Consider the following 17,998-nt stretch of genomic DNA (forward strand, 5'->3'; position numbering starts at 1 on the left):
TATGATTAAGGCTTATTCTTTAAATCGGTTACATCTAAAATTGTTCCTATTAATTTTAAGCATTCGCCGTCCTGTTGCGATAGTATTCCATCGGCTTTTATCCACCTAATTTCTCCATCAGGCCGGCAAATTCTATATATTGTGTGGTAACTCTTTTTTTCTCGCGAAACCGTGAGTTCAATTTCGTCCTGAACGAGGTCAAGGTCTTCAGGTAGGATTAAGCCTAAAACTTTTTCATAACTTAAAACCTCATCTGGTGGACAGCCTAAGTTTTTCTTAAATGACCGGGTTGAACGGAGTATGCCAGTTGCGATACTCAACTCCCAAAAACCAAGGCCAACGTGGTCAAATACCACATCCCAATGATCATCGCAAATAATGGATAGATCAATATTTTTCTTATTTGGACTCATAAATAAAGGATAAACTATTTGGGGAAATTACATAAACAATGTAAAAATATTTTGAGCATTAATAAAAATAAACGTAGTGCCCAGGGATTTAAATAAAATGCGGAGCAAAAGGTAGGATGTTTAGCGTAGCTGCCCGAGCAGGTAAAAAAATAAGTCAAGCTTTAAAACTTGACTTATATGGGAATTAATTAATGCTGATTGGTATTTTTCGACTTTTCTATCAGTTCTTTTTGATCGCTTAAATCTTTATAATAGAAATAACCACCAAATCCTAAGATGAGGATGATATTACTTATTTTGAAACTATGATCCAGCCAGTAACTAAATGGTGGGATATTACCACTAAAACTCTGTTTAATGTTTGGCCAGGAGTTAAGAATGAAAATAATAAAAATCATTAGCAAAACCTTTAGCAAGGTGCTGATGATGATTTTTTGGTGATTTACTTTTTCCATTATTTAAACTCTCTGAAATCCTGACCGTCTGTAATGTTCAACAAGCTTTCATAAATCAAGCTGATTACATTGTCAACATCCTCTTTGTGTACCATTTCTACGGTAGTATGCATATAGCGTAACGGCAGCGAAATTAATGCTGATGGTACGCCGCCATTCGAATAGGCAAAAGCATCGGTATCGGTTCCGGTAGAACGCGAAGATGCCTGGCGCTGGAAAGGAATATGGTTTTTCTCAGCCGTTTTAATTAATAATTTATTTAAATTGGTTTGAACAGCTGGTGCATACGAAACTACTGGACCTTTACCGGCCGATAAATCGCCCTGAATGTTTTTGTTGATCATTGGCGTAGTGGTATCGTGTGTTACATCGGTAATAATGGCCACATTTGGTTTAATGCGCTGGGCAATCATCTCGGCACCGCGTAAACCGATTTCTTCCTGCACAGAGTTTACAATATATAAGCCGAAAGGAAGTTTTTTCTTGTTCTCTTTTAATAAACGTGCTACTTCGGCAATCATAAAGCCGCCCACACGGTTATCTAAGGCACGGCCAACATAATAGCGGTCGTTCAAAACCATAAACTCATCTTCGTAGGTAATTACACAGCCTACGTGAATGCCCAATTTTTCTACTTCTTCTTTTGTAGTACAACCACAGTCTAAAAAGATATTTTTTAATTCTGGTGCCTGTTCCTTTTCGCCATGTCGGGTATGGATTGCCGGCCAACCGAATACCGCTTTAACCAAGCCCTTTTCAGTATGAATATTCACACGTTTTGATGGCGCAATCTGATGATCTGAACCGCCATTGCGGATTACATATATTAAACCATCTGCGGTAATATAATTTACATACCATGAAATTTCATCGGCATGTGCTTCTATAACTACTTTAAAAGCAGCTTTAGGGTTAATAACACCTACAGCAGTACCGTAGTTATCGATAAAATGTTCGTCGATATATGGTTTTAAATAGTTTAACCAAAGTTTTTGCCCTTCCCATTCGTAACCGGTAGGCGCAGGGTTATTGATGTATTCTTCTAGAAACTGCAGCGATTTTTTAGTTACCACAGCAACATGTTTTTTCTTTTCGTCGTCTTTTTTCTTAGCCATAATATTATTCTATAATTATTCGTCATCCTGAACTTGATTCAGGATCTGATTAATGAGATGCTTGAACTAAATTCAGCATGACGGTTGGTAATTTAAAGTTCTTTTTCCATTACCACAAAATCGTAACCATCTTTAAAAAAGGTTTTATCTGTTTCGTGGAAGCCAAATTTAAAATAAAATTCCTTAGCATTTACACGTGCATTGCACCATAGTTTTGTCGCTTTTTGAATTTTACAAAAATCAAGGATATAGGCCATTAGTTGTGAGCCATAACCTGCCTTTTGAGTATCAGGCAGGATAGCAAGCTTACGGAACTGATAAATATCCCCATCATGAAATAAAGAAACCACTCCCGTTAACTTATGATCGAGGTACAATCCAAAATGGATGCCGTCAAAATCATCGGGAAGTTTTACACTATCAAAAGGTAATTCTGGATACATGGCCTCATGCCTGATCCGCCAGGTTAGAGAAGGGAATATTTGCTCAATTTGAACCATAGTTATAATAAAAAGCTAAAGCCTATTCTACCATCAACACCATAATAGGTTTCATATTTATTGATGCGTATAGTTGGACCTAATGAGAGTTCAAAATTTGTTTTTTTGCCAATACTTCGTTGGATGCCCCATTGAGGGGTGATTCCGATTTCAAAATCTATCACATTATATTGATTAATGTTGCCTTCTTTAAGCAAGGGAGAAAAATATGTAGCTACATCGAGACCAAAATAATTAGCCGCGTTATTAATGGTTTTTTTTCCTTTTTTTATTCTGTTTTCAAAATTGTAATATTTCCTGATTCCGGCATACATGTTTGGTGAAAGATCAAAATAGGTTTTAGTGTCACTTCCACTGTTATAATTGTAATTATATTCTAACAAAAAGGTTCCTGCTATACCCGCACCTACGTAGGCTGTAGTTAGTTTTCCTATCTTTTGTTCTCTTTCATAATGCAAAGACAAGAGGTTCAGCCTTATTTTATTTAATGATTTTACTTCGGTTGGCTGCTCTACATTCGTACTGTCTTGAGCTTTTGCTTTACCGAAAATGGCCAGGCAAATAAGTAAGGCCGAAAATGTTTTGATTGCGTTTTTAGATTTCATGAAATTTTTATCGATTAGTTATTTGTTTTTTCTTCCGTAAAACTGATAAATTAAAATATTTAGAACGATTATACCTGTCATTCCATAACAGAATAATGCCCATCCGCCTTGGTCCCAAAGCAACAAACCTAAGGCTGAGCCGCAACTGGCACCAATAAAACTAACTGACATAAAAATGGTGTTCAGTCTGTTTCTAGCCTCTGGTATTAAGGTGTAAATTCGGGTCTGGTTGGTTACATGTATGGCTTGCTGGCCGATGTCTATAAGCACAATGCCAATTACAAATAGGTACAAATGGCTGCCAGTAAAATAAAACAAAGCGATACTAACGATTTGTAATATAAAACCAATCATTAAGTTTTTACGTGGATTGTTGCCATCACTTAACTTTCCAACTAATGGTGCCGCCAATGCACCCGCTGCGCCAGCAATTCCAAATAATCCAATCTGCAGCGTTTGCAAATTAAAGGGCGGGTTAGCCAGAAACAACACCATTGTCGTCCAGAATGCGCTAATAATGGCGAAAGCCAGGAAGTTAATAATCGAAGTCTCTCTTAGGGCAGGTTGGGTTTTGATATAACTGAACATTGAACGCATGAGTTCTTTGTAGCTGCCTTTAAAAGCAGGATAACTTTGCGGAAAACGTTTGGCCATTAAAAGAATAAGCAGACCACAAATTCCGGCCGCGATATAATAAACGGCTCTCCAGCCTAACCAAAAACCAATGCTTCCGCTTACTGCTCTTGAGGCCAAAATCCCAACCAGTAAACCGCTCATAATCATGCCAATGTTGGCTCCCCTGTTCTCATCGGTACTTAAATTAGCCGCTAAGGGCAAAATCAGTTGGGGGACGATAGAACAGCCTCCGATCAAGACAGAAGCAACTTCTAATACAAAGAAGGTATGCGAAACAGCAGCGATCAGCAGCGCCAGAATGGCCAGGCCGGTAATCACAAGAATCTGTTTTTTACGCTCAAACATATCGCCCAGCGGTACCAAAAGAAAAAGACCCAGGGCATAGCCAATCTGCGTGAGGTAGGTGATTTTTCCTGCATCGGTTTCGGTGAGGTTAAAATCTTTTGCAATTAAGATCACCAGCGGTTGACAATAATAAATATTTGCAACAATTAGGCCTGTGCAAAAAGCCATGAGGAGGATATCGGTGCGTGATAATTTCTGAGTAATCTGCATTTAGTCTTAAGTCGGAAGTCCTCAGCCATGAATCTTAATGTTATGGATTGATACAAACCTAACTATTGACCAATGACTGTGGATTATTTTCTACAAAGGTATATTTCCATGTTTCTTTCTCGGATTATTCACCACCTTATTTTCCAACATCTTAAAGGCTTTTATCAACTTTGTACGGGTTTGCGCTGGTTCAATCACCTCATCAACAAAGCCGCGTTCGGCCGCACGATAAGGATTAGCAAAGATGTCTGAATATAATTTTTCTTTCTCCAGCCATTTTTCTTCAGGGTTTTCTGCTGAAGTAATTTCTCTTTTAAAAATAATTTCTGCGGCGCCTTTTGCGCCCATTACAGCAATTTCTGCACTAGGCCAGGCGTAGTTCATATCTGCACCAATATGTTTGCTATTCATCACATCATACGCGCCACCATAAGCTTTTCTGGTAATTACAGTAATGCGCGGTACAGTAGCCTCGCTAAAAGCGTACAATAATTTTGCCCCATTGGTGATAATACCATTCCACTCTTGATCTGTACCTGGTAAAAATCCCGGAACATCTTCAAATACCAATAATGGGATATTAAAGCAGTCGCAAAAGCGCACAAAACGTGCCGCTTTGGTAGAAGAGTTGCTATCTAAAACACCTGCTAAATAAGCGGGCTGATTGGCTACAATCCCAATACTTCTTCCTGCAAGACGGGCAAAGCCTACCACAATATTTTCAGCATAAGCCGCATGCACTTCTAAAAAGCTGTCAGCATCAGTCACGGCAGAAATCACTTCGCGTATATCATAAGGCTGCGAAGCATTTTCTGGCATAAACGTATTTAATTCTGGTCGGCTTTCATCAGCTGTTTCGTAGGGTAAATGATCGGCTATTTCCTCACAATTTTGTGGCATATAGCTCAGTAATTTCTTTACATGGTTAATCGCCTCAATTTCATTGGTACAGGCAAAATGGGTAACGCCCGATTTTGTAGCATGTGTACTGGCACCCCCTAATTCTTCTGAGGTTACTTCTTCGTGTGTTACCGTTTTAACTACATTTGGGCCAGTAACAAACATATAAGAAGTATTTTCTACCATCAAAATAAAATCGGTAATGGCTGGCGAATATACAGCTCCACCTGCGCATGGTCCCATAATGGCCGATAGCTGCGGAATTACGCCCGAAGCCTGTACATTTTTATAAAAGATATCGGCATAGCCGCCCAAAGAAACAACCCCTTCCTGAATACGGGCACCGCCACTATCATTTAAACCGATCAGTGGTGCACCATTTTTCATGGCCATATCCATAAGCTTGCAAATTTTCTCGGCATGGGTTTCAGAGAGTGAACCTCCAAATACGGTGAAATCCTGAGAGAATACATAGGTTAACCTGCCATTAATTGTTCCATAGCCCGTTACTACACCATCGCCAAGATATTTTTCGCGTTCCATGCCAAAGTCAGTACTTCGGTGGGTAACCATCATACCAATTTCTTCGAAGCTCCCTTCGTCCATTAAAAAATGAATGCGCTCGCGGGCCGTAAGTTTACCTTTTTTATGCTGACTGTCGATTCGTGCCTGCCCGCCACCAAGGTTTGCCTGGTTGATTTTATCTTTGAGTAATGCTATTTTTTTATCCATTGCTGAAGCTATGAGCTTTTAAAATTAAAAATTACTAACGGTAATGCAAGGCCAACGAGATGTTATTTTATCTCAGCCCAACAGGTGATGTTGAGTAATGCAGATGGCGGGCTAGAGTCGCGATCGTCATGCTGAATTTATTTTACAAGGAGAAATAGTGTTTTCAATTGCCTTGTAGCTACTACGTGGTCAGCATCTTTCTGCCCATTAAGACCCTGAAATAAATTCAGGGTGAGGATAAAATACAAAAATGTCTAAAGATTACATAGGTTAGGTCCCGCTTTTTGGTGCGAGTTCTGATGAAGGATCGGAAGCGCTTTCCGACAACCGGGTTTATTTACCTGGGCTGGTGCTTTGGAAACAAACCCTTGTTAAATAAACCCGACAGGAGCGAACACATAGTGCAACGAAGTAAAGCGGATGGCGGGGCTACAGCACCTATGAAATACTAACCTTTCATTTCCAAATAAAAAATAATAATATTTAATAGGAAACGAATGGTTCTGGGCTTTTGGCAGGTTAGGTCCCGCTTTTTGGTACGAGTTCCAATGAAGGATCGGAAGCTCTTCCCGACAATCGGGTTTATTTAACCTGGGCTGGTGCAAGAAACCCAAGCCATTCATCCCCCTATAGGCAATTATGCTATTTGGATCAGGCTTTGTTCACTAAATCTAACTGGAGCAATATCTTTTTGGCCCTGGTTAATTTAATTTTATAACTGGATCAGTGTTTCCAAAAATCTTTAAACAGTAAATTTTTTTATCTTGAATACAATCGCTTATCTGTTATATTACATTTTTTTTACAGCTTAAAGTATTGAAAAACCAATTATCCGTTTATTTTTGTAACCGTTAGTATTAAAACAACATTAGGATTTTAGATGTTTTTAAGGAAATACAAGTATTTAATCGTTGCTTCATTCATGTTCATCTTCATGGCGAAGATGGGTATATCTGGTGCACCGGTATTTTGTACGAGTATTGATAAGGAAATTATGAACGCTGTAATCATGCAAATCGAGTTAGAGCATGAAGGCGGAAAAGATACCGCCAAAGACACTGCAAAATTTACCGATTTCAAACTCGTTGAACTTAATCATCCTATCTTTTCTTACGAGTTCTCTTCAAGCCATTTCTTTCTGAAGAGCAGTTTTATCGAACATTTCAAAAGATATGTAGATCCATATCACCCTACGGTGCCAACACCTCCACCTAACTTTATCTAGTCTTTTTATTGGGGTAACTTTATTATGTGCAATCAGTGATTTGAGCGGCGATGTTGTGTTTAAATATTTATACGATATGCTGTTCCTTGATCGCTTTTAAGATTCCCCCGCGATTTATTCGTTAAAATTTACTAGATAATTATATCGTTATGCAAAAGTTTAACCCGGCCTTTTCAGGTTCGGATGTGAAGAAATATATTCTTAAAAAGAATTTAAAGAAAGATTTACCTGCAAGTATTGTAGTGTTTTTGGTGGCTTTGCCATTATGTTTAGGTATTGCACTAGCCTCAGGTGCACCATTATTTGCTGGTTTAATCACTGGTATTATTGGAGGGGTAGTGGTTGCCTCTTTCAGTGGATCGCAACTGAGCGTTAGTGGCCCTGCAGCGGGTTTAACCGTTATTGTTTTAGGCGCTATAACATCTTTAGGGAGTTATCAAACCTTTTTACTTGCAGTTGTATTGGCAGGGGTATTCCAAATGATTTTAGGCCTGGTTAAAGCCGGAACTATTGGTAATTATTTCCCTTCGAGTGTAATTGAGGGGATGCTTGCAGCAATCGGACTGATTTTGATTTTAAAGCAGTTGCCACATGCATTAGGGGTTGATACCGATTTCAGTGGCGACGAAGGATTCTTTCAGCAAGATCACGAAAATACTTTTTCTGCGATTACTGCAGCATTAAGCCATTTTAGTTTGGCAGCGGTGGTTATCAGTTTATTATCGATAGCTATTCTGATTGTTTGGCCTAAATTTCCAAAATTAGCGGTTGTACCTGCACCACTATTGGTAGTAACACTAGGTGTTATTGGAACTATACTTTTTGCCGGTACTGATCATCCACTACGTGCCGATCAGATGGTGAAAATTCCAGTGGTAAGTGGCTTCGGCGAATTTTTAGGCCTGTTTACCATGCCCGATTTCTCTCAGTTGGCTAATAAAAATGTTTATATTACAGCTGCAACTATTGCTGTAGTAGCAAGTTTAGAAACGTTACTAAGCATAGAGGCTGTTGATAAAATAGATCCAATTAAACGTGTAACGCCAACAAACAGAGAATTAATCGCCCAGGGTTTAGGCAACATCACCAGTGGAATGGTTGGGGGTTTACCTATGACATCGGTAATTGTTCGTAGTTCGGCAAATGTTAATGCTGGTGCCAGGACAAAAATGTCGGCTATTTTTCATGGCTGCTGGTTATTACTTTCACTTTTGTTTATTCCAGGGGTAATTAACATGATTCCGTTGTCATGTTTAGCCGCAATCCTTCTGGTAACGGGATATAAACTAACCCGTATTAGTTTATTTAAACACATGTACCATAAGGGATGGGACCAGTTTGTGCCATTTGTAGTTACGGTACTTGCAGTTTTATTTACCGATCTGCTAAAAGGTGTGGCTGTTGGTATGTTGGTTTCTATTTTTTATTTACTCCGTACCAATATGCGTAACCCTTTCTTTTACAGGATTACAAATGAAGGCGACAAAAAGCACATCAGGATTAAACTGGCAGAAGAGGTTTCCTTTCTGAACAAAGCAGCAATACAAGTAGTTTTAACGAATATTCCGAAAGAAACAGATGTAATTATTGATGGTTCGAATGCCAGGTATATCGATCCTGATGTACTGGAAACGATTTATAATTACAAACATAATGCCTATACCAAGGGTATTATCGTAAAGTTGGAGAACATCCAAAAACATTATACAGTACCAAAATTAAATATTAAAGTAGAAGAAGATATTAATAAATTATAATTATGTGCGCAAAAACAATAGATACGAAAGATATAACGTACGATAGCCTGTTACAAGGCAATAAGGACTGGGTTAAAGATACGATCGACAGTGATCCTGCCTTTTTTGATAAACTTTCTGAAGGTCAGAGCCCACCAGTATTGTGGATTGGTTGTTCTGATAGCCGTGTGCCTGCAAACCAGATCACCAATACCAGACCAGGCGATATTTTTGTTCATAGAAACATCGCCAATGTGGTGGTGCATACCGATATGAATTTACTTTCTGTGCTGGATTATTCCATTAATGTATTAAAGGTTAAGCACGTAATTGTTTGTGGTCATTACGGCTGCGGTGGTGTGAAAGCTGCATTGGGCAATAAACAGGTTGGAATTATTGATAACTGGTTGAGAAATATCCGCGATGTATACCGTACGCACGAACGTGAAATGGCAACAATCAAAGATCCCGATCAGCGTTTTGACCGCTTAGTTGAATTAAATGCCATTGAGGGTGCTGCAAATGTAACTAATACATCAATTGTACAAAGTGCCTGGGCCAATGGCCAGGAGTTAGCAGTCCATGCCTGGGTTTATAGTTTAAAAACAGGAATCATTAAAGACTTAAAAGTAACCTGTACTTGTCTTGATGATGTTGCTCCTGCGTTTAAAGTAGGATAAAAGCACCATAATAAGTGCTATTTTTTAGTTGTTAGGAAAAGCTCCCGATTTTACATCGGGGGCTTTTATTTTTTTGTGGTATTGGGCATATTACCTGCTTCTCCTTTATTGCCTTTCTCGGCATCTGTTCTTGCTTCTTCCGAACCAAAATCGCCCATTCCGAAATCTCTCCCGAGGTTACCTGCTTCAGTTTCAACACTATTTTTCTTTTCGTTATCGTTGCTCCGGTGGCGCGGTACCTGCTGCTCGGGCATATTGGTTTTATCGGCACCGTTATCAGCATTTTTATTGCCCAAGTTTTTATTGTTATCTTTTGTGTTTTCCATGATCTTATTTTAAGCTACTTATATAAAACAGCATAAAAGAAGATTGGTTTTACATCTTTAACAGGCGTTGTATAAATCGAATTGGTCAGGGAAATCGAACAACTGATCTGTTTTATCTAGTTTTCGCTTCTTCAGTACTTAATAAAGTTTCCAATTCTTTCACCTTTTCCGGGTATTTTAATGCAAGGTTGTTCTTTTCACCCAGATCATCATTTAAATTATACAGTTGCACTATGGGCAGGTTTCCACTATCGGTATGGGTAAGTTTGTAAAAAGCTTCTCCCTTTGATGGCCTGATATATTTCCAGTTATCTTTAACAATTGCCAGTTGATTACTCTGTTCGATAAAAAAATCACGGCCTTTTTGGTCTCTTCCGGTAAAAGCACTCCACACATTTTTACTGTCAATTGCATTTTTGCTTTCTACATTGAAAAAGCTGGCAAACGAGGCCAAAAAATCAATCTGTGAAACTAAGGCTCCAGAAACGCCCGGTCTGATTTGTGCGGGCCACGAAATAATAAAAGGTTCGCGTGTGCCGCCTTCTAAAATGCTGTATTTGCCTCCGCGTAAACTACCTGCAGGTTTATGGCCGTTTAATTTTTCGAAACCTTGATCTTCGTAGCCATCCATAATTACAGGGCCATTGTCGCTACTGAAAATGATCATCGTATTTTTATCAAGGCCAAGGTATTTTAGTTGTTTTGTTATTTCGCCAACCGCCCAATCGAGTTGTAAAATTACATCACCACGATTGCCCAATTCACTTTTCCCTTTAAACATAGTGGCAGATAAGCGTGGTACATGCGGTTCTGTTAACGCATAATAGAGGAAAAAAGGTTCCTGTTCATGATCTTCGATAAAATTTTTTGCTTTGGTTAAAAAGGTAAACGGAATCTCCTCATCGGTCCAGCGGGCAAGTTTGCCTCCCTGCATATAACCAATGCGGCCAATGCCATTTACAATGGTTTGGTTGTGCCCATGATTGGCTTCAGCAGGCATTTTCAACAGTTCTGGATGGTCTTTCCCTGTTGGATCGGTACCGATTGGATTTTTATAATCAACTGTAATCGGATCTTTAGGGTCTAAACCTACAACCAATTGATTCTCCATAAAAACAGTTGGTACCCTATCGGCCGTAGCCGGGAAAATAAAGGAATAATCAAAACCTACTTCTTTTGGCCCGGGCTTTACTTCTTTGTTCCAGTCTTTTTCTACTGCATTGCCCAAGCCTAAGTGCCATTTGCCAACAAGACCTGTTTTATAGCCAGCTTGCTGGAAAATTGAAGGTAGAGCACTATTATCTGTTGGGATAATCAATGCAGCATCGCCTGGCAATACACCTGTTCCTTTTTTACGCCATGCATATCTTCCAGTCATTAAAGAATAACGCGAAGGCGTACAAGTAGATGCGGTTGCGTGACCATTGGTAAATCGCAGCCCTTGCTTTGCCAGGGCGTCGATATTTGGGGTTTTAATTTTTGTTGCGCCGTAACAGCTGAGGTCGCCGTAACCTAAATCGTCGGCATAGATGATAATTACATTGGGTTTCTTTTGTGCGGTAGCGTAAAAGTTAAAGCTGGCGAGGCCAATAAGGAGGGATAATAAAAATTTGTGGTTCATGGTTAGAAAAGGATATCCGGTTAGGCATAAAAAAGGCCAAACAATCATGCTTGGCCTTATATTTAATATTAATCTTCTGCTAAGAATGGGTAACGGTAATCAGTTGGCGATTCGAAAACCTCTTTAATGGTGCGAGGAGAAACCCAACGCAATAAATTGATCATTGAGCCCGCTTTATCATTTGTGCCGGAGCCTCTTGCGCCGCCAAATGGCTGTTGACCTACAACAGCACCTGTACACTTATCGTTGATGTAGAAGTTACCGGCCGAATTGCGTAGCGCATGACTTGCTTTTTCAATTGCATATCTATCTTGTGCTATTAAAGCACCAGTTAAGGCATAAGGCGAGGTAGTATCGATTACTTCTAAAATCTGGTCGAAATTTTTATCTGCGTAAACATAGACCGTTAAAACAGGACCGAACAACTCTTCGCACATGGTTGTATATTTTGGATCATCAACCACTAAAACAGTTGGTTCGATGAAATAACCTTTGCTCTTATCATAATTTCCACCAGCAATAACTTCAACTCCTTTATCTTTTTTAGCCTGATCAATGTATTTTGCCAATTTATCAAAAGAACGCTCATCGATAACGGCATTAATAAAGTTGCCAAAATCTTCTGTTCCACCCATTTTAAAGCTGGCAAGATCAGTTAACATCTGCTCTTTAATTTCTGGCCAAAGGCTTTCTGCAATATAAACACGACTCGCCGCTGAACATTTTTGTCCCTGGTATTCGAAAGCACCACGAACAATTGCCGTACTTGCTGCTTTTGTTTGTGCAGATGGGTGAACCAGGATAAAATCTTTACCACCGGTTTCGCCAACAATACGCGGATACGATTTGTATTTGTGGATGTTTGTTCCAATTGTTTTCCAGATTTCCTGAAAAACTTTTGTAGAGCCTGTAAAGTGGATACCTGCAAAATCCGGGTGGTTAAAAATCACTTCACCCGTTTCAGGGCCATCAGCATATACTAAGTTAATTACGCCATCAGGCACACCTGCTTCACGGAAAATTTCCATTAAAAGGTTAGCCGCGTAAACTTGTGTATCAGCAGGTTTCCAAACCACAACATTACCCATCATAGCTGCCGATGCCGGTAAATTAGCAGCAATTGCAGTAAAGTTGAAAGGAGTAAGGGCGAAAACAAAGCCTTCCAATGGGCGTTGTTCAACACGGTTCCAGCTTCCACGAGGAGAAACAGGAGGTTGTTGTTTGTAAATATCTACCATGTAGCTTACGTTAAAACGTAAGAAATCGATAAGCTCACATGCTGCATCAATTTCAGCCTGGTAGGCATTTTTGCTTTGGCCAAGCATGGTTGCAGCATTTAATTTATAACGGTATTTACCTGCAATTAGGTCGGCAGCTTTTAAGAAAATTGCAGCACGGTGTTCCCAGGCTAGGTTTTCCCAATCTTCTTTTGCCGCTAAAGCAGCATCAATAGCTTGTGTAATATGCGTTTTGTCGCCAATGCTAAATTGAGCTAAAATATGTTGGTGATCGTGTGGTGGAACAACTTTCCCCTTTTTTTGGGTATGAACTTGTTTGCCGCCAATATACATCGGAATGTCTTGTTGGTGTGAGCGTGCCTCTGCAAGTGCTTCTTTTAAAAGTGCACGTTCTTTACTGCCTGTGCCATAATTTAATATAGGTTCGTTTACCGGAGTGGGTACGTTAAAAAATCCTTTAAGCATATTTTATTTTTTATGATTTGGACAAAGATAATGCTTTTTGGGGTAGGCAATTCTATTATTCTGTAAAGAAAATAGAGCAAACGTTTGACTGTGTTGATGGGTTTAGGTAGTGGTTAATTTTGAGGGTATTGAGGTTAAAATATGGGTAGTGTGGGGTTTAAGATGTAAAAGGTTTTTTAACCACAGATTTATTTATACATTTTTTTGCCCTTTGTGGTGTCGGTTGTTACCAACCAACGCTGGTTAATTAGATTTACGTATTACCAGTCAGATGGTAACATCTGACTGCACGGAAATATGGTTAGTTTAGATTTTATAATAAGATTTGACAACTTTACTGATAAGGCGGCGAGAAAGTTGTCAACACTGGTTACAAAAGCAGCTTTTGTTTCATCATATCTAAAAAATCTTTACGGTAAGTTTCTCCTATCAATATTTCAGCAGAAATGCCTTTTAAAATAATCCTGTTTCCATCAATGGAGGTGATTTTATTAAGCGCCACTATAAACGATTTCTGCACCCGGATAAATTGCGTTTTGGGCAATCTTTCCTCTGCATCTTTCATGGTTAGGAGTGCAAGCGTTCTAATCCCATTGTGATGGAAAGCAATATAATTTTTCATGCCTTCAACGAAGTCAATTTCGGCAATATTAATTTTCAGCATTTTACCTTTAGCCTCAGTTTTAACCATGAAATAATCGTCATCCTGGTGCTTCACGGGGGTATGAACTTTTTTAGTGTTAATAATCTTTTGAGCCTTGTTGATGGCTTGTAAAAAACGGGGCAAGGGGATAGGTTTAACTAAATAATCAACTACATCAAGATCAAAACCGGCAGTGGCAAACTCTTTATAGGCAGTAGTAAGTATCACCTGTACATCTTTGTTGTTCATCGTTTGGATGAAATCAATGCCCGATATCTCTGGCATATGAATATCCAGAAAAATGAGATCTACCGGGTTGCAGCTTAAAAAACTCAGGGCATCAATCGGATTGGTAAATGTTGCGGTGATCTGTATTGCGGCAACGGATTTAAGGTAATGTTGTATTACTTCAATGGCATGGTCTTCGTCATCAACAATGATGCAGTTAATCATTAGGCGTATGGTTGAGGTTTAATTTGCGGTAACTTGAAATGCTCTAAAAAGCCTAAATTATCAGATGAACTTGGTTTTTCTTGATGATCGGTCGCTTTATTATAAGGTAAAACTAACTCGAGGCTATAATCGAGTTCGGTTTCGTCAATACTTAAAGCAAAGCCTTTATTGTAATGATTAATAAGGCGTTTTTTTATGTTTTCCATACCTATACCACTCGAGAGTTCTTTAGGCCCTTTTTTCTTTTTGTTCCAGGTGTTTAAATGGATATGATGATCAATTTCGTTAATGTTTAGGGCTATTTTAACCGGATGCAAATTATCTGTACAATCGCCATGTTTTAAGATATTCTCTACAATGGTAATTAGAATTAATGGAATCAGTCTTACATTATCGGTATTTCCATTCACATTAAAATCGATCTGTAACTTATTATTGAAACGAAGTTGATTAATTTTAATTACATTTTTAATGTGCTCGATTTCTTCATCTATTAAAGTCATGCGATCATCTTTATCCATTTCTAGGGAATAGCGCATGATTTCACTAAGCGTCATGATCCCGTTGGCCAATTCTTCTGATAAGGGTAAAGACTTTGCGAAAAAGAAATTAAGCGTGTTATTTAAAAAGTGTGGGTTAATCTGTGCACGGAGAAAAGCATATTCTGCTTCATGTTTTTCTTTTTCGATGAGGCGTAGTTTTTTTTGATATTTTATCCCTTCTCTGGCATAATAATAACCAAAAGCTAATGTCGAATATCTAATAAATACCCAAAATGTACCCATTAAATGCCGCCAAAAAACAAATGGAGGCGTTGGGTCTCCATTGGCGCGCACGAGAGGTCTTATATGATAACCAGTCACATACCAATTAAAAGACGAGAAAAGATATACCAAAATAAACCCCGATATTAGTGGCAGAATTTTAACTGGGCTTACATACTTTGAATATACTAAAAGACTCAAATAAAAGGTACAGATATTAGGAAATTGCGTGAAAATAAAATCTGGGATACTAAAAAAATAATTTTTTGGATCTCCAGCAAATTCCATCAAACTACTTAATGACATATAGCCTAGCCAAAAAATAATATGATATATAAATATATTTTTTTTGTTTGACATTACTTCTTTTTATAATTTCTGATAAATTTTACCCAATCGACTACATTATTAGGTATTTCGATATCAGGTTTGATCCCAACATTATCTAAGGGATTATCTGGTAAACGATTAGATTTGGCGGCTGAATAGCCAATTGTGTAAAAGCCACAAGGCATTTTTGTTCGCACAACCTCAAGATAGTCTATAGCACCTGAAGAATTGGTTCCAAAAACCTTTACTTTAGAACTTTGCTTTGCTTCTAAAAGGAAAAGTTCAGCAGCACTAGATGTGTTGCGATTAATCAATATGGAGACAGTTTTTGGATAACTAAGTTTTTTAGCTAAGATAATGGTATCCACAGGATATAAATTATAAATTTCACCAACATGATTTTTTAGCAGATTTAGATTCTTAGTGAATATCTTTTTCATACTATCTGAAACATTAGTTGGGATATCTGAATAATAATCACGGATATTATCCTCTGTTGCAAGTACACTACCGCCCTCTGTTAAAATTGGATTGGTATATAAATAAGGGATTAATTTCTTGTAAACGAGTATAGAACCTCCAAAATTATTACGAAGATCAATTATCAAATGATCACTTTTCCTTAAGATACTTGCATTTTCTTTAATGAGGCTATCAACAGTAGTTACATAATCTAGTGAAGCATATGTAGGCATTTCAAATAGACAAGTTTTATTATCTAAAACTTTAAAGCTTGGCGGAAGATCTTTATCTGCACTCTTATTTGATAATTGTGAAATATTAACAGAGCTTTTATACCATTTAGCATTCATCCCTTCACCCATAGTTAAAGTATCCCCCAGCTTATTAAATGGTATTTGTGTGATCGAATGATCACTTGCCTTAAAATAATCTAAAAAGTATTGATTATCCTTTTTTGTAATTTTTAGTTTGATTTGTTGCTCAACCCATCTTACTCCATCCGCTTTAATGATAAAGCCAATAAATTTTTTAGTATCATTTTTATCCTTAACAATTCCAATCTGATAAGTTCCTGTGTAACTATTCCAAATGCCTTCAATTTGGTCAGTTGAATTTGAAGCTAGATAAGCACTCAAAGAAGCCTTAGACCAATCCGTTTTTTCTTCATTTGAATAATATTTTCTTATTTGATCTTTGTTAAAATGTGAATCATTATAAATAATACTAAGATGTTTATCATTAAAATAAGAAATCCATTCTCTAAAAATGGGTAGACATTGATAATCACCTGCGTTATTTGCTACCTTTTGAAGGCTATCCGTAAAAAAAGAAAATTTTCCTCGATTAGAAGGTTTAATTTTGTCATTATAACCAACATAATTTTTCTGGATTTTTTCCACCATAAATTTGAAATTTTCTCCGCAATTACAATTTTGCGCATTAGCCGAGAAATTTATAATTAGAAGGATTATTAAAAGAAGGTTTTTTAAATAATATGGCATTTTACTTTAATCTTATTAAGTATTTATTAGCGGGCAGTAGTTTGGAGAGGCTTATTTAGAATTTTAATCACTTATTGTGACTAACGTTTTTTGCTCTACGCACCCATGATTTGTAGACAAGTCTCCTCCGGCCCCATTTGTTGTCTCCCCTCCATAAATTTTTCTCATTTGCTCTTTTGTCAAATTGGTAAGGTTGTTTTTCTTAAAAACAAACAAAGTCTTTTTTTCTAATTTTTTGTTTTTCATAATTGTAATATTAGATAGTTAATTAAATGTGTTTAAAAGTGTTATTTCTGAATTCAATAGCCAAAAAATATACACCAAACGGTCGTTTATCTGTACCAAACCAATAGATTGTAGGTCTTAAACGATGACTGTTATTTAGTTTTATACTTCTTTAAATAGCCAACCCAATCGGTACCATCTGCTGGTATAGCTATATCCGGTTTAATGCCTAAATCGGCCCCATCATTGCCTGCACGCATTAATCTGGCTGCCGGGTAAATTAAATTGAAGAAATTACAGGGCATTTGGGATAATTTTTTTCATAGTTTTCAATTACAATTATAGTCGATATTTATACTTAAAGGATAAACTATTTTAAAATACATATTTGTATTACCTTCTGTGTAGTTTAATGTAAGATCTAATTGGCGCCAGTTTGATTCAATATTGAACTATTTCGATGTTATATCTCTTTTATCCCTATAAAAAGCCTTTTAGTGTATCTTTTTTTTTGATTGAAATTTAATGTCCAATACTTGTTTCATGTTAGGCCAACATAGGCGGAACCTGAAAAGCCTTAAAAGAGTAGGGAATAAACTTAAAAAAACTAAAATGAAAAATTTAAAATTACAAGACTTCGGTGTTCAGGAGATGGATGCTAAGGAAATAAATGAAACTGTAGGCGGTGGCATTTTTGGAGCGCTAATTGGTTTTGTTGTTGGTGCCACTCTTGCTCTTGTTTCTGGCGAGGTTACCATAAATGGTGAGGTGGTATCTGGTAGCGATAACTGGTTTACCGCAGGATTAATTGGCGCCGGAGCCGGTGCAGCTATTATTCCAATCTAATTGACTAATATTAATTAGGAATTGGAAATAATTTTAAATTATATCCAATTCCTTCTTTATCTATTTTTAAAA

At 37.6% G+C, this 17,998-nt stretch carries 19 protein-coding genes; 4 read left to right on the forward strand and 15 right to left on the reverse strand.

Annotated features, from left to right (window positions below):
- Positions 1–5: 5 nt before the first annotated feature.
- From AC07VK_RS10475 to AC07VK_RS10505, 7 genes are all read right to left on the reverse strand, one after another.
- The gene (locus AC07VK_RS10475) at positions 6–413 is read right to left on the reverse strand and encodes a PAS domain-containing protein (RefSeq protein WP_492954045.1); all 408 of its coding nucleotides are present in this window, start codon (positions 411–413) and stop codon (positions 6–8) included.
- A gap of 188 nt (positions 414–601) precedes the next feature.
- Positions 602–868, reverse strand: coding sequence for a hypothetical protein (locus AC07VK_RS10480; RefSeq protein WP_492960265.1), 267 nt, complete (start codon positions 866–868; stop codon positions 602–604).
- A complete protein-coding gene (locus tag AC07VK_RS10485; protein ID WP_057932128.1) occupies positions 868–1,983 on the reverse strand; it encodes a M42 family metallopeptidase in 1,116 nt (371 codons plus the stop codon). Before AC07VK_RS10485 ends, AC07VK_RS10480 begins: the two co-directional genes overlap by 1 nt.
- A 92-nt stretch (positions 1,984–2,075) precedes the next feature.
- Positions 2,076–2,483: a GNAT family N-acetyltransferase gene (locus AC07VK_RS10490; protein WP_492954043.1), complete on the reverse strand. Its 408-nt coding sequence runs from the start codon at positions 2,481–2,483 to the stop codon at positions 2,076–2,078.
- Between the two features lie 2 nt (positions 2,484–2,485).
- Positions 2,486–3,088, reverse strand: a complete 603-nt coding sequence (locus AC07VK_RS10495) for a hypothetical protein (RefSeq protein WP_492954042.1) — start codon at positions 3,086–3,088, stop codon at positions 2,486–2,488.
- A gap of 18 nt (positions 3,089–3,106) precedes the next feature.
- A complete protein-coding gene (locus AC07VK_RS10500) occupies positions 3,107–4,279 on the reverse strand; it encodes an MFS transporter (RefSeq protein ID WP_492960267.1) in 1,173 nt (390 codons plus the stop codon).
- A gap of 90 nt (positions 4,280–4,369) precedes the next feature.
- Positions 4,370–5,911, reverse strand: a complete 1,542-nt coding sequence (locus AC07VK_RS10505; protein ID WP_492960269.1) for an acyl-CoA carboxylase subunit beta — start codon at positions 5,909–5,911, stop codon at positions 4,370–4,372.
- 880 nt (positions 5,912–6,791) lie between these two features.
- Between AC07VK_RS10505 and AC07VK_RS10510 the strand changes: the two genes are divergently transcribed.
- The 3 genes from AC07VK_RS10510 to can all read left to right on the forward strand — a co-directional run bounded on the left by AC07VK_RS10510 (position 6,792) and on the right by can (position 9,552).
- Positions 6,792–7,136: a hypothetical protein gene (locus AC07VK_RS10510; RefSeq protein WP_167296971.1), complete on the forward strand. Its 345-nt coding sequence runs from the start codon at positions 6,792–6,794 to the stop codon at positions 7,134–7,136.
- 149 nt (positions 7,137–7,285) lie between these two features.
- Positions 7,286–8,893 (forward strand): SulP family inorganic anion transporter, encoded by a 1,608-nt coding sequence (locus AC07VK_RS10515; protein ID WP_492960271.1) that lies wholly within the window; start codon positions 7,286–7,288, stop codon positions 8,891–8,893.
- A 2-nt stretch (positions 8,894–8,895) separates the two neighbouring features.
- Positions 8,896–9,552: a carbonate dehydratase gene (gene can, locus AC07VK_RS10520; RefSeq protein ID WP_426326018.1), complete on the forward strand. Its 657-nt coding sequence runs from the start codon at positions 8,896–8,898 to the stop codon at positions 9,550–9,552.
- 65 nt (positions 9,553–9,617) lie between these two features.
- Here can and AC07VK_RS10525 read toward each other — a convergent pair whose 3' ends face one another.
- The 8 genes from AC07VK_RS10525 to AC07VK_RS10560 all read right to left on the reverse strand — a co-directional run bounded on the left by AC07VK_RS10525 (position 9,618) and on the right by AC07VK_RS10560 (position 17,385).
- Positions 9,618–9,878: a hypothetical protein gene (locus AC07VK_RS10525; protein ID WP_492960273.1), complete on the reverse strand. Its 261-nt coding sequence runs from the start codon at positions 9,876–9,878 to the stop codon at positions 9,618–9,620.
- Positions 9,879–9,990: 112 nt separating this feature from the next.
- Entirely contained in the window at positions 9,991–11,499 is a 1,509-nt protein-coding gene (locus AC07VK_RS10530) for a sulfatase family protein (RefSeq protein WP_492960275.1), read from the reverse strand.
- A 68-nt stretch (positions 11,500–11,567) separates the two neighbouring features.
- Positions 11,568–13,202, reverse strand: a complete 1,635-nt coding sequence (gene pruA / locus AC07VK_RS10535; protein ID WP_492960277.1) for an L-glutamate gamma-semialdehyde dehydrogenase — start codon at positions 13,200–13,202, stop codon at positions 11,568–11,570.
- Positions 13,203–13,572: 370 nt separating this feature from the next.
- Positions 13,573–14,298: a LytR/AlgR family response regulator transcription factor gene (locus AC07VK_RS10540; protein ID WP_492960279.1), complete on the reverse strand. Its 726-nt coding sequence runs from the start codon at positions 14,296–14,298 to the stop codon at positions 13,573–13,575.
- Complete coding sequence (locus AC07VK_RS10545) at positions 14,298–15,083, reverse strand: sensor histidine kinase (protein WP_492960281.1); 786 nt, start codon at positions 15,081–15,083, stop codon at positions 14,298–14,300. The genes AC07VK_RS10540 and AC07VK_RS10545 overlap by 1 nt, the downstream gene beginning before the upstream one ends.
- 338 nt (positions 15,084–15,421) lie before the next feature.
- A complete protein-coding gene (locus tag AC07VK_RS10550; RefSeq protein WP_492954033.1) occupies positions 15,422–16,855 on the reverse strand; it encodes a S41 family peptidase in 1,434 nt (477 codons plus the stop codon).
- Between the two features lie 63 nt (positions 16,856–16,918).
- On the reverse strand, positions 16,919–17,101 hold the full coding sequence (locus AC07VK_RS10555) for a hypothetical protein (protein ID WP_492954032.1): 183 nt from the start codon (positions 17,099–17,101) through the stop codon (positions 16,919–16,921).
- Positions 17,102–17,232: 131 nt separating this feature from the next.
- Positions 17,233–17,385, reverse strand: coding sequence for a hypothetical protein (locus AC07VK_RS10560; RefSeq protein WP_492960283.1), 153 nt, complete (start codon positions 17,383–17,385; stop codon positions 17,233–17,235).
- A 307-nt stretch (positions 17,386–17,692) separates the two neighbouring features.
- On the opposite strand from AC07VK_RS10560, the gene AC07VK_RS10565 reads away from it, so the two are divergent.
- The gene (locus AC07VK_RS10565; protein WP_492960285.1) at positions 17,693–17,926 is read left to right on the forward strand and encodes a hypothetical protein; all 234 of its coding nucleotides are present in this window, start codon (positions 17,693–17,695) and stop codon (positions 17,924–17,926) included.
- The last annotated feature ends 72 nt before the right edge of the window (positions 17,927–17,998 follow it).

Source organism: Pedobacter sp. GW821-FHT01D05 (genome assembly GCF_059422505.1).

What these genes read in the sequence shown, in the direction of transcription:
- AC07VK_RS10475 (WP_492954045.1), bottom strand. Translation starts at nt 413, where the DNA reads ATGAGTCCAAATAAGAAAAATATTGATCTATCCATTATTTGCGATGAT.
- AC07VK_RS10480 (WP_492960265.1), bottom strand. Translation starts at nt 868, where the DNA reads ATGGAAAAAGTAAATCACCAAAAAATCATCATCAGCACCTTGCTAAAG.
- AC07VK_RS10485 (WP_057932128.1), bottom strand. Translation starts at nt 1,983, where the DNA reads ATGGCTAAGAAAAAAGACGACGAAAAGAAAAAACATGTTGCTGTGGTA.
- AC07VK_RS10490 (WP_492954043.1), bottom strand. Translation starts at nt 2,483, where the DNA reads ATGGTTCAAATTGAGCAAATATTCCCTTCTCTAACCTGGCGGATCAGG.
- AC07VK_RS10495 (WP_492954042.1), bottom strand. Translation starts at nt 3,088, where the DNA reads ATGAAATCTAAAAACGCAATCAAAACATTTTCGGCCTTACTTATTTGC.
- AC07VK_RS10500 (WP_492960267.1), bottom strand. Translation starts at nt 4,279, where the DNA reads ATGCAGATTACTCAGAAATTATCACGCACCGATATCCTCCTCATGGCT.
- AC07VK_RS10505 (WP_492960269.1), bottom strand. Translation starts at nt 5,911, where the DNA reads ATGGATAAAAAAATAGCATTACTCAAAGATAAAATCAACCAGGCAAAC.
- AC07VK_RS10510 (WP_167296971.1), top strand. Translation starts at nt 6,792, where the DNA reads ATGTTTTTAAGGAAATACAAGTATTTAATCGTTGCTTCATTCATGTTC.
- AC07VK_RS10515 (WP_492960271.1), top strand. Translation starts at nt 7,286, where the DNA reads ATGCAAAAGTTTAACCCGGCCTTTTCAGGTTCGGATGTGAAGAAATAT.
- can (WP_426326018.1), top strand. Translation starts at nt 8,896, where the DNA reads ATGTGCGCAAAAACAATAGATACGAAAGATATAACGTACGATAGCCTG.
- AC07VK_RS10525 (WP_492960273.1), bottom strand. Translation starts at nt 9,878, where the DNA reads ATGGAAAACACAAAAGATAACAATAAAAACTTGGGCAATAAAAATGCT.
- AC07VK_RS10530 (WP_492960275.1), bottom strand. Translation starts at nt 11,499, where the DNA reads ATGAACCACAAATTTTTATTATCCCTCCTTATTGGCCTCGCCAGCTTT.
- pruA (WP_492960277.1), bottom strand. Translation starts at nt 13,202, where the DNA reads ATGCTTAAAGGATTTTTTAACGTACCCACTCCGGTAAACGAACCTATA.
- AC07VK_RS10540 (WP_492960279.1), bottom strand. Translation starts at nt 14,298, where the DNA reads ATGATTAACTGCATCATTGTTGATGACGAAGACCATGCCATTGAAGTA.
- AC07VK_RS10545 (WP_492960281.1), bottom strand. Translation starts at nt 15,083, where the DNA reads ATGGGTACATTTTGGGTATTTATTAGATATTCGACATTAGCTTTTGGT.
- AC07VK_RS10550 (WP_492954033.1), bottom strand. Translation starts at nt 16,855, where the DNA reads ATGCCATATTATTTAAAAAACCTTCTTTTAATAATCCTTCTAATTATA.
- AC07VK_RS10555 (WP_492954032.1), bottom strand. Translation starts at nt 17,101, where the DNA reads ATGAAAAACAAAAAATTAGAAAAAAAGACTTTGTTTGTTTTTAAGAAA.
- AC07VK_RS10560 (WP_492960283.1), bottom strand. Translation starts at nt 17,385, where the DNA reads ATGCCCTGTAATTTCTTCAATTTAATTTACCCGGCAGCCAGATTAATG.
- AC07VK_RS10565 (WP_492960285.1), top strand. Translation starts at nt 17,693, where the DNA reads ATGAAAAATTTAAAATTACAAGACTTCGGTGTTCAGGAGATGGATGCT.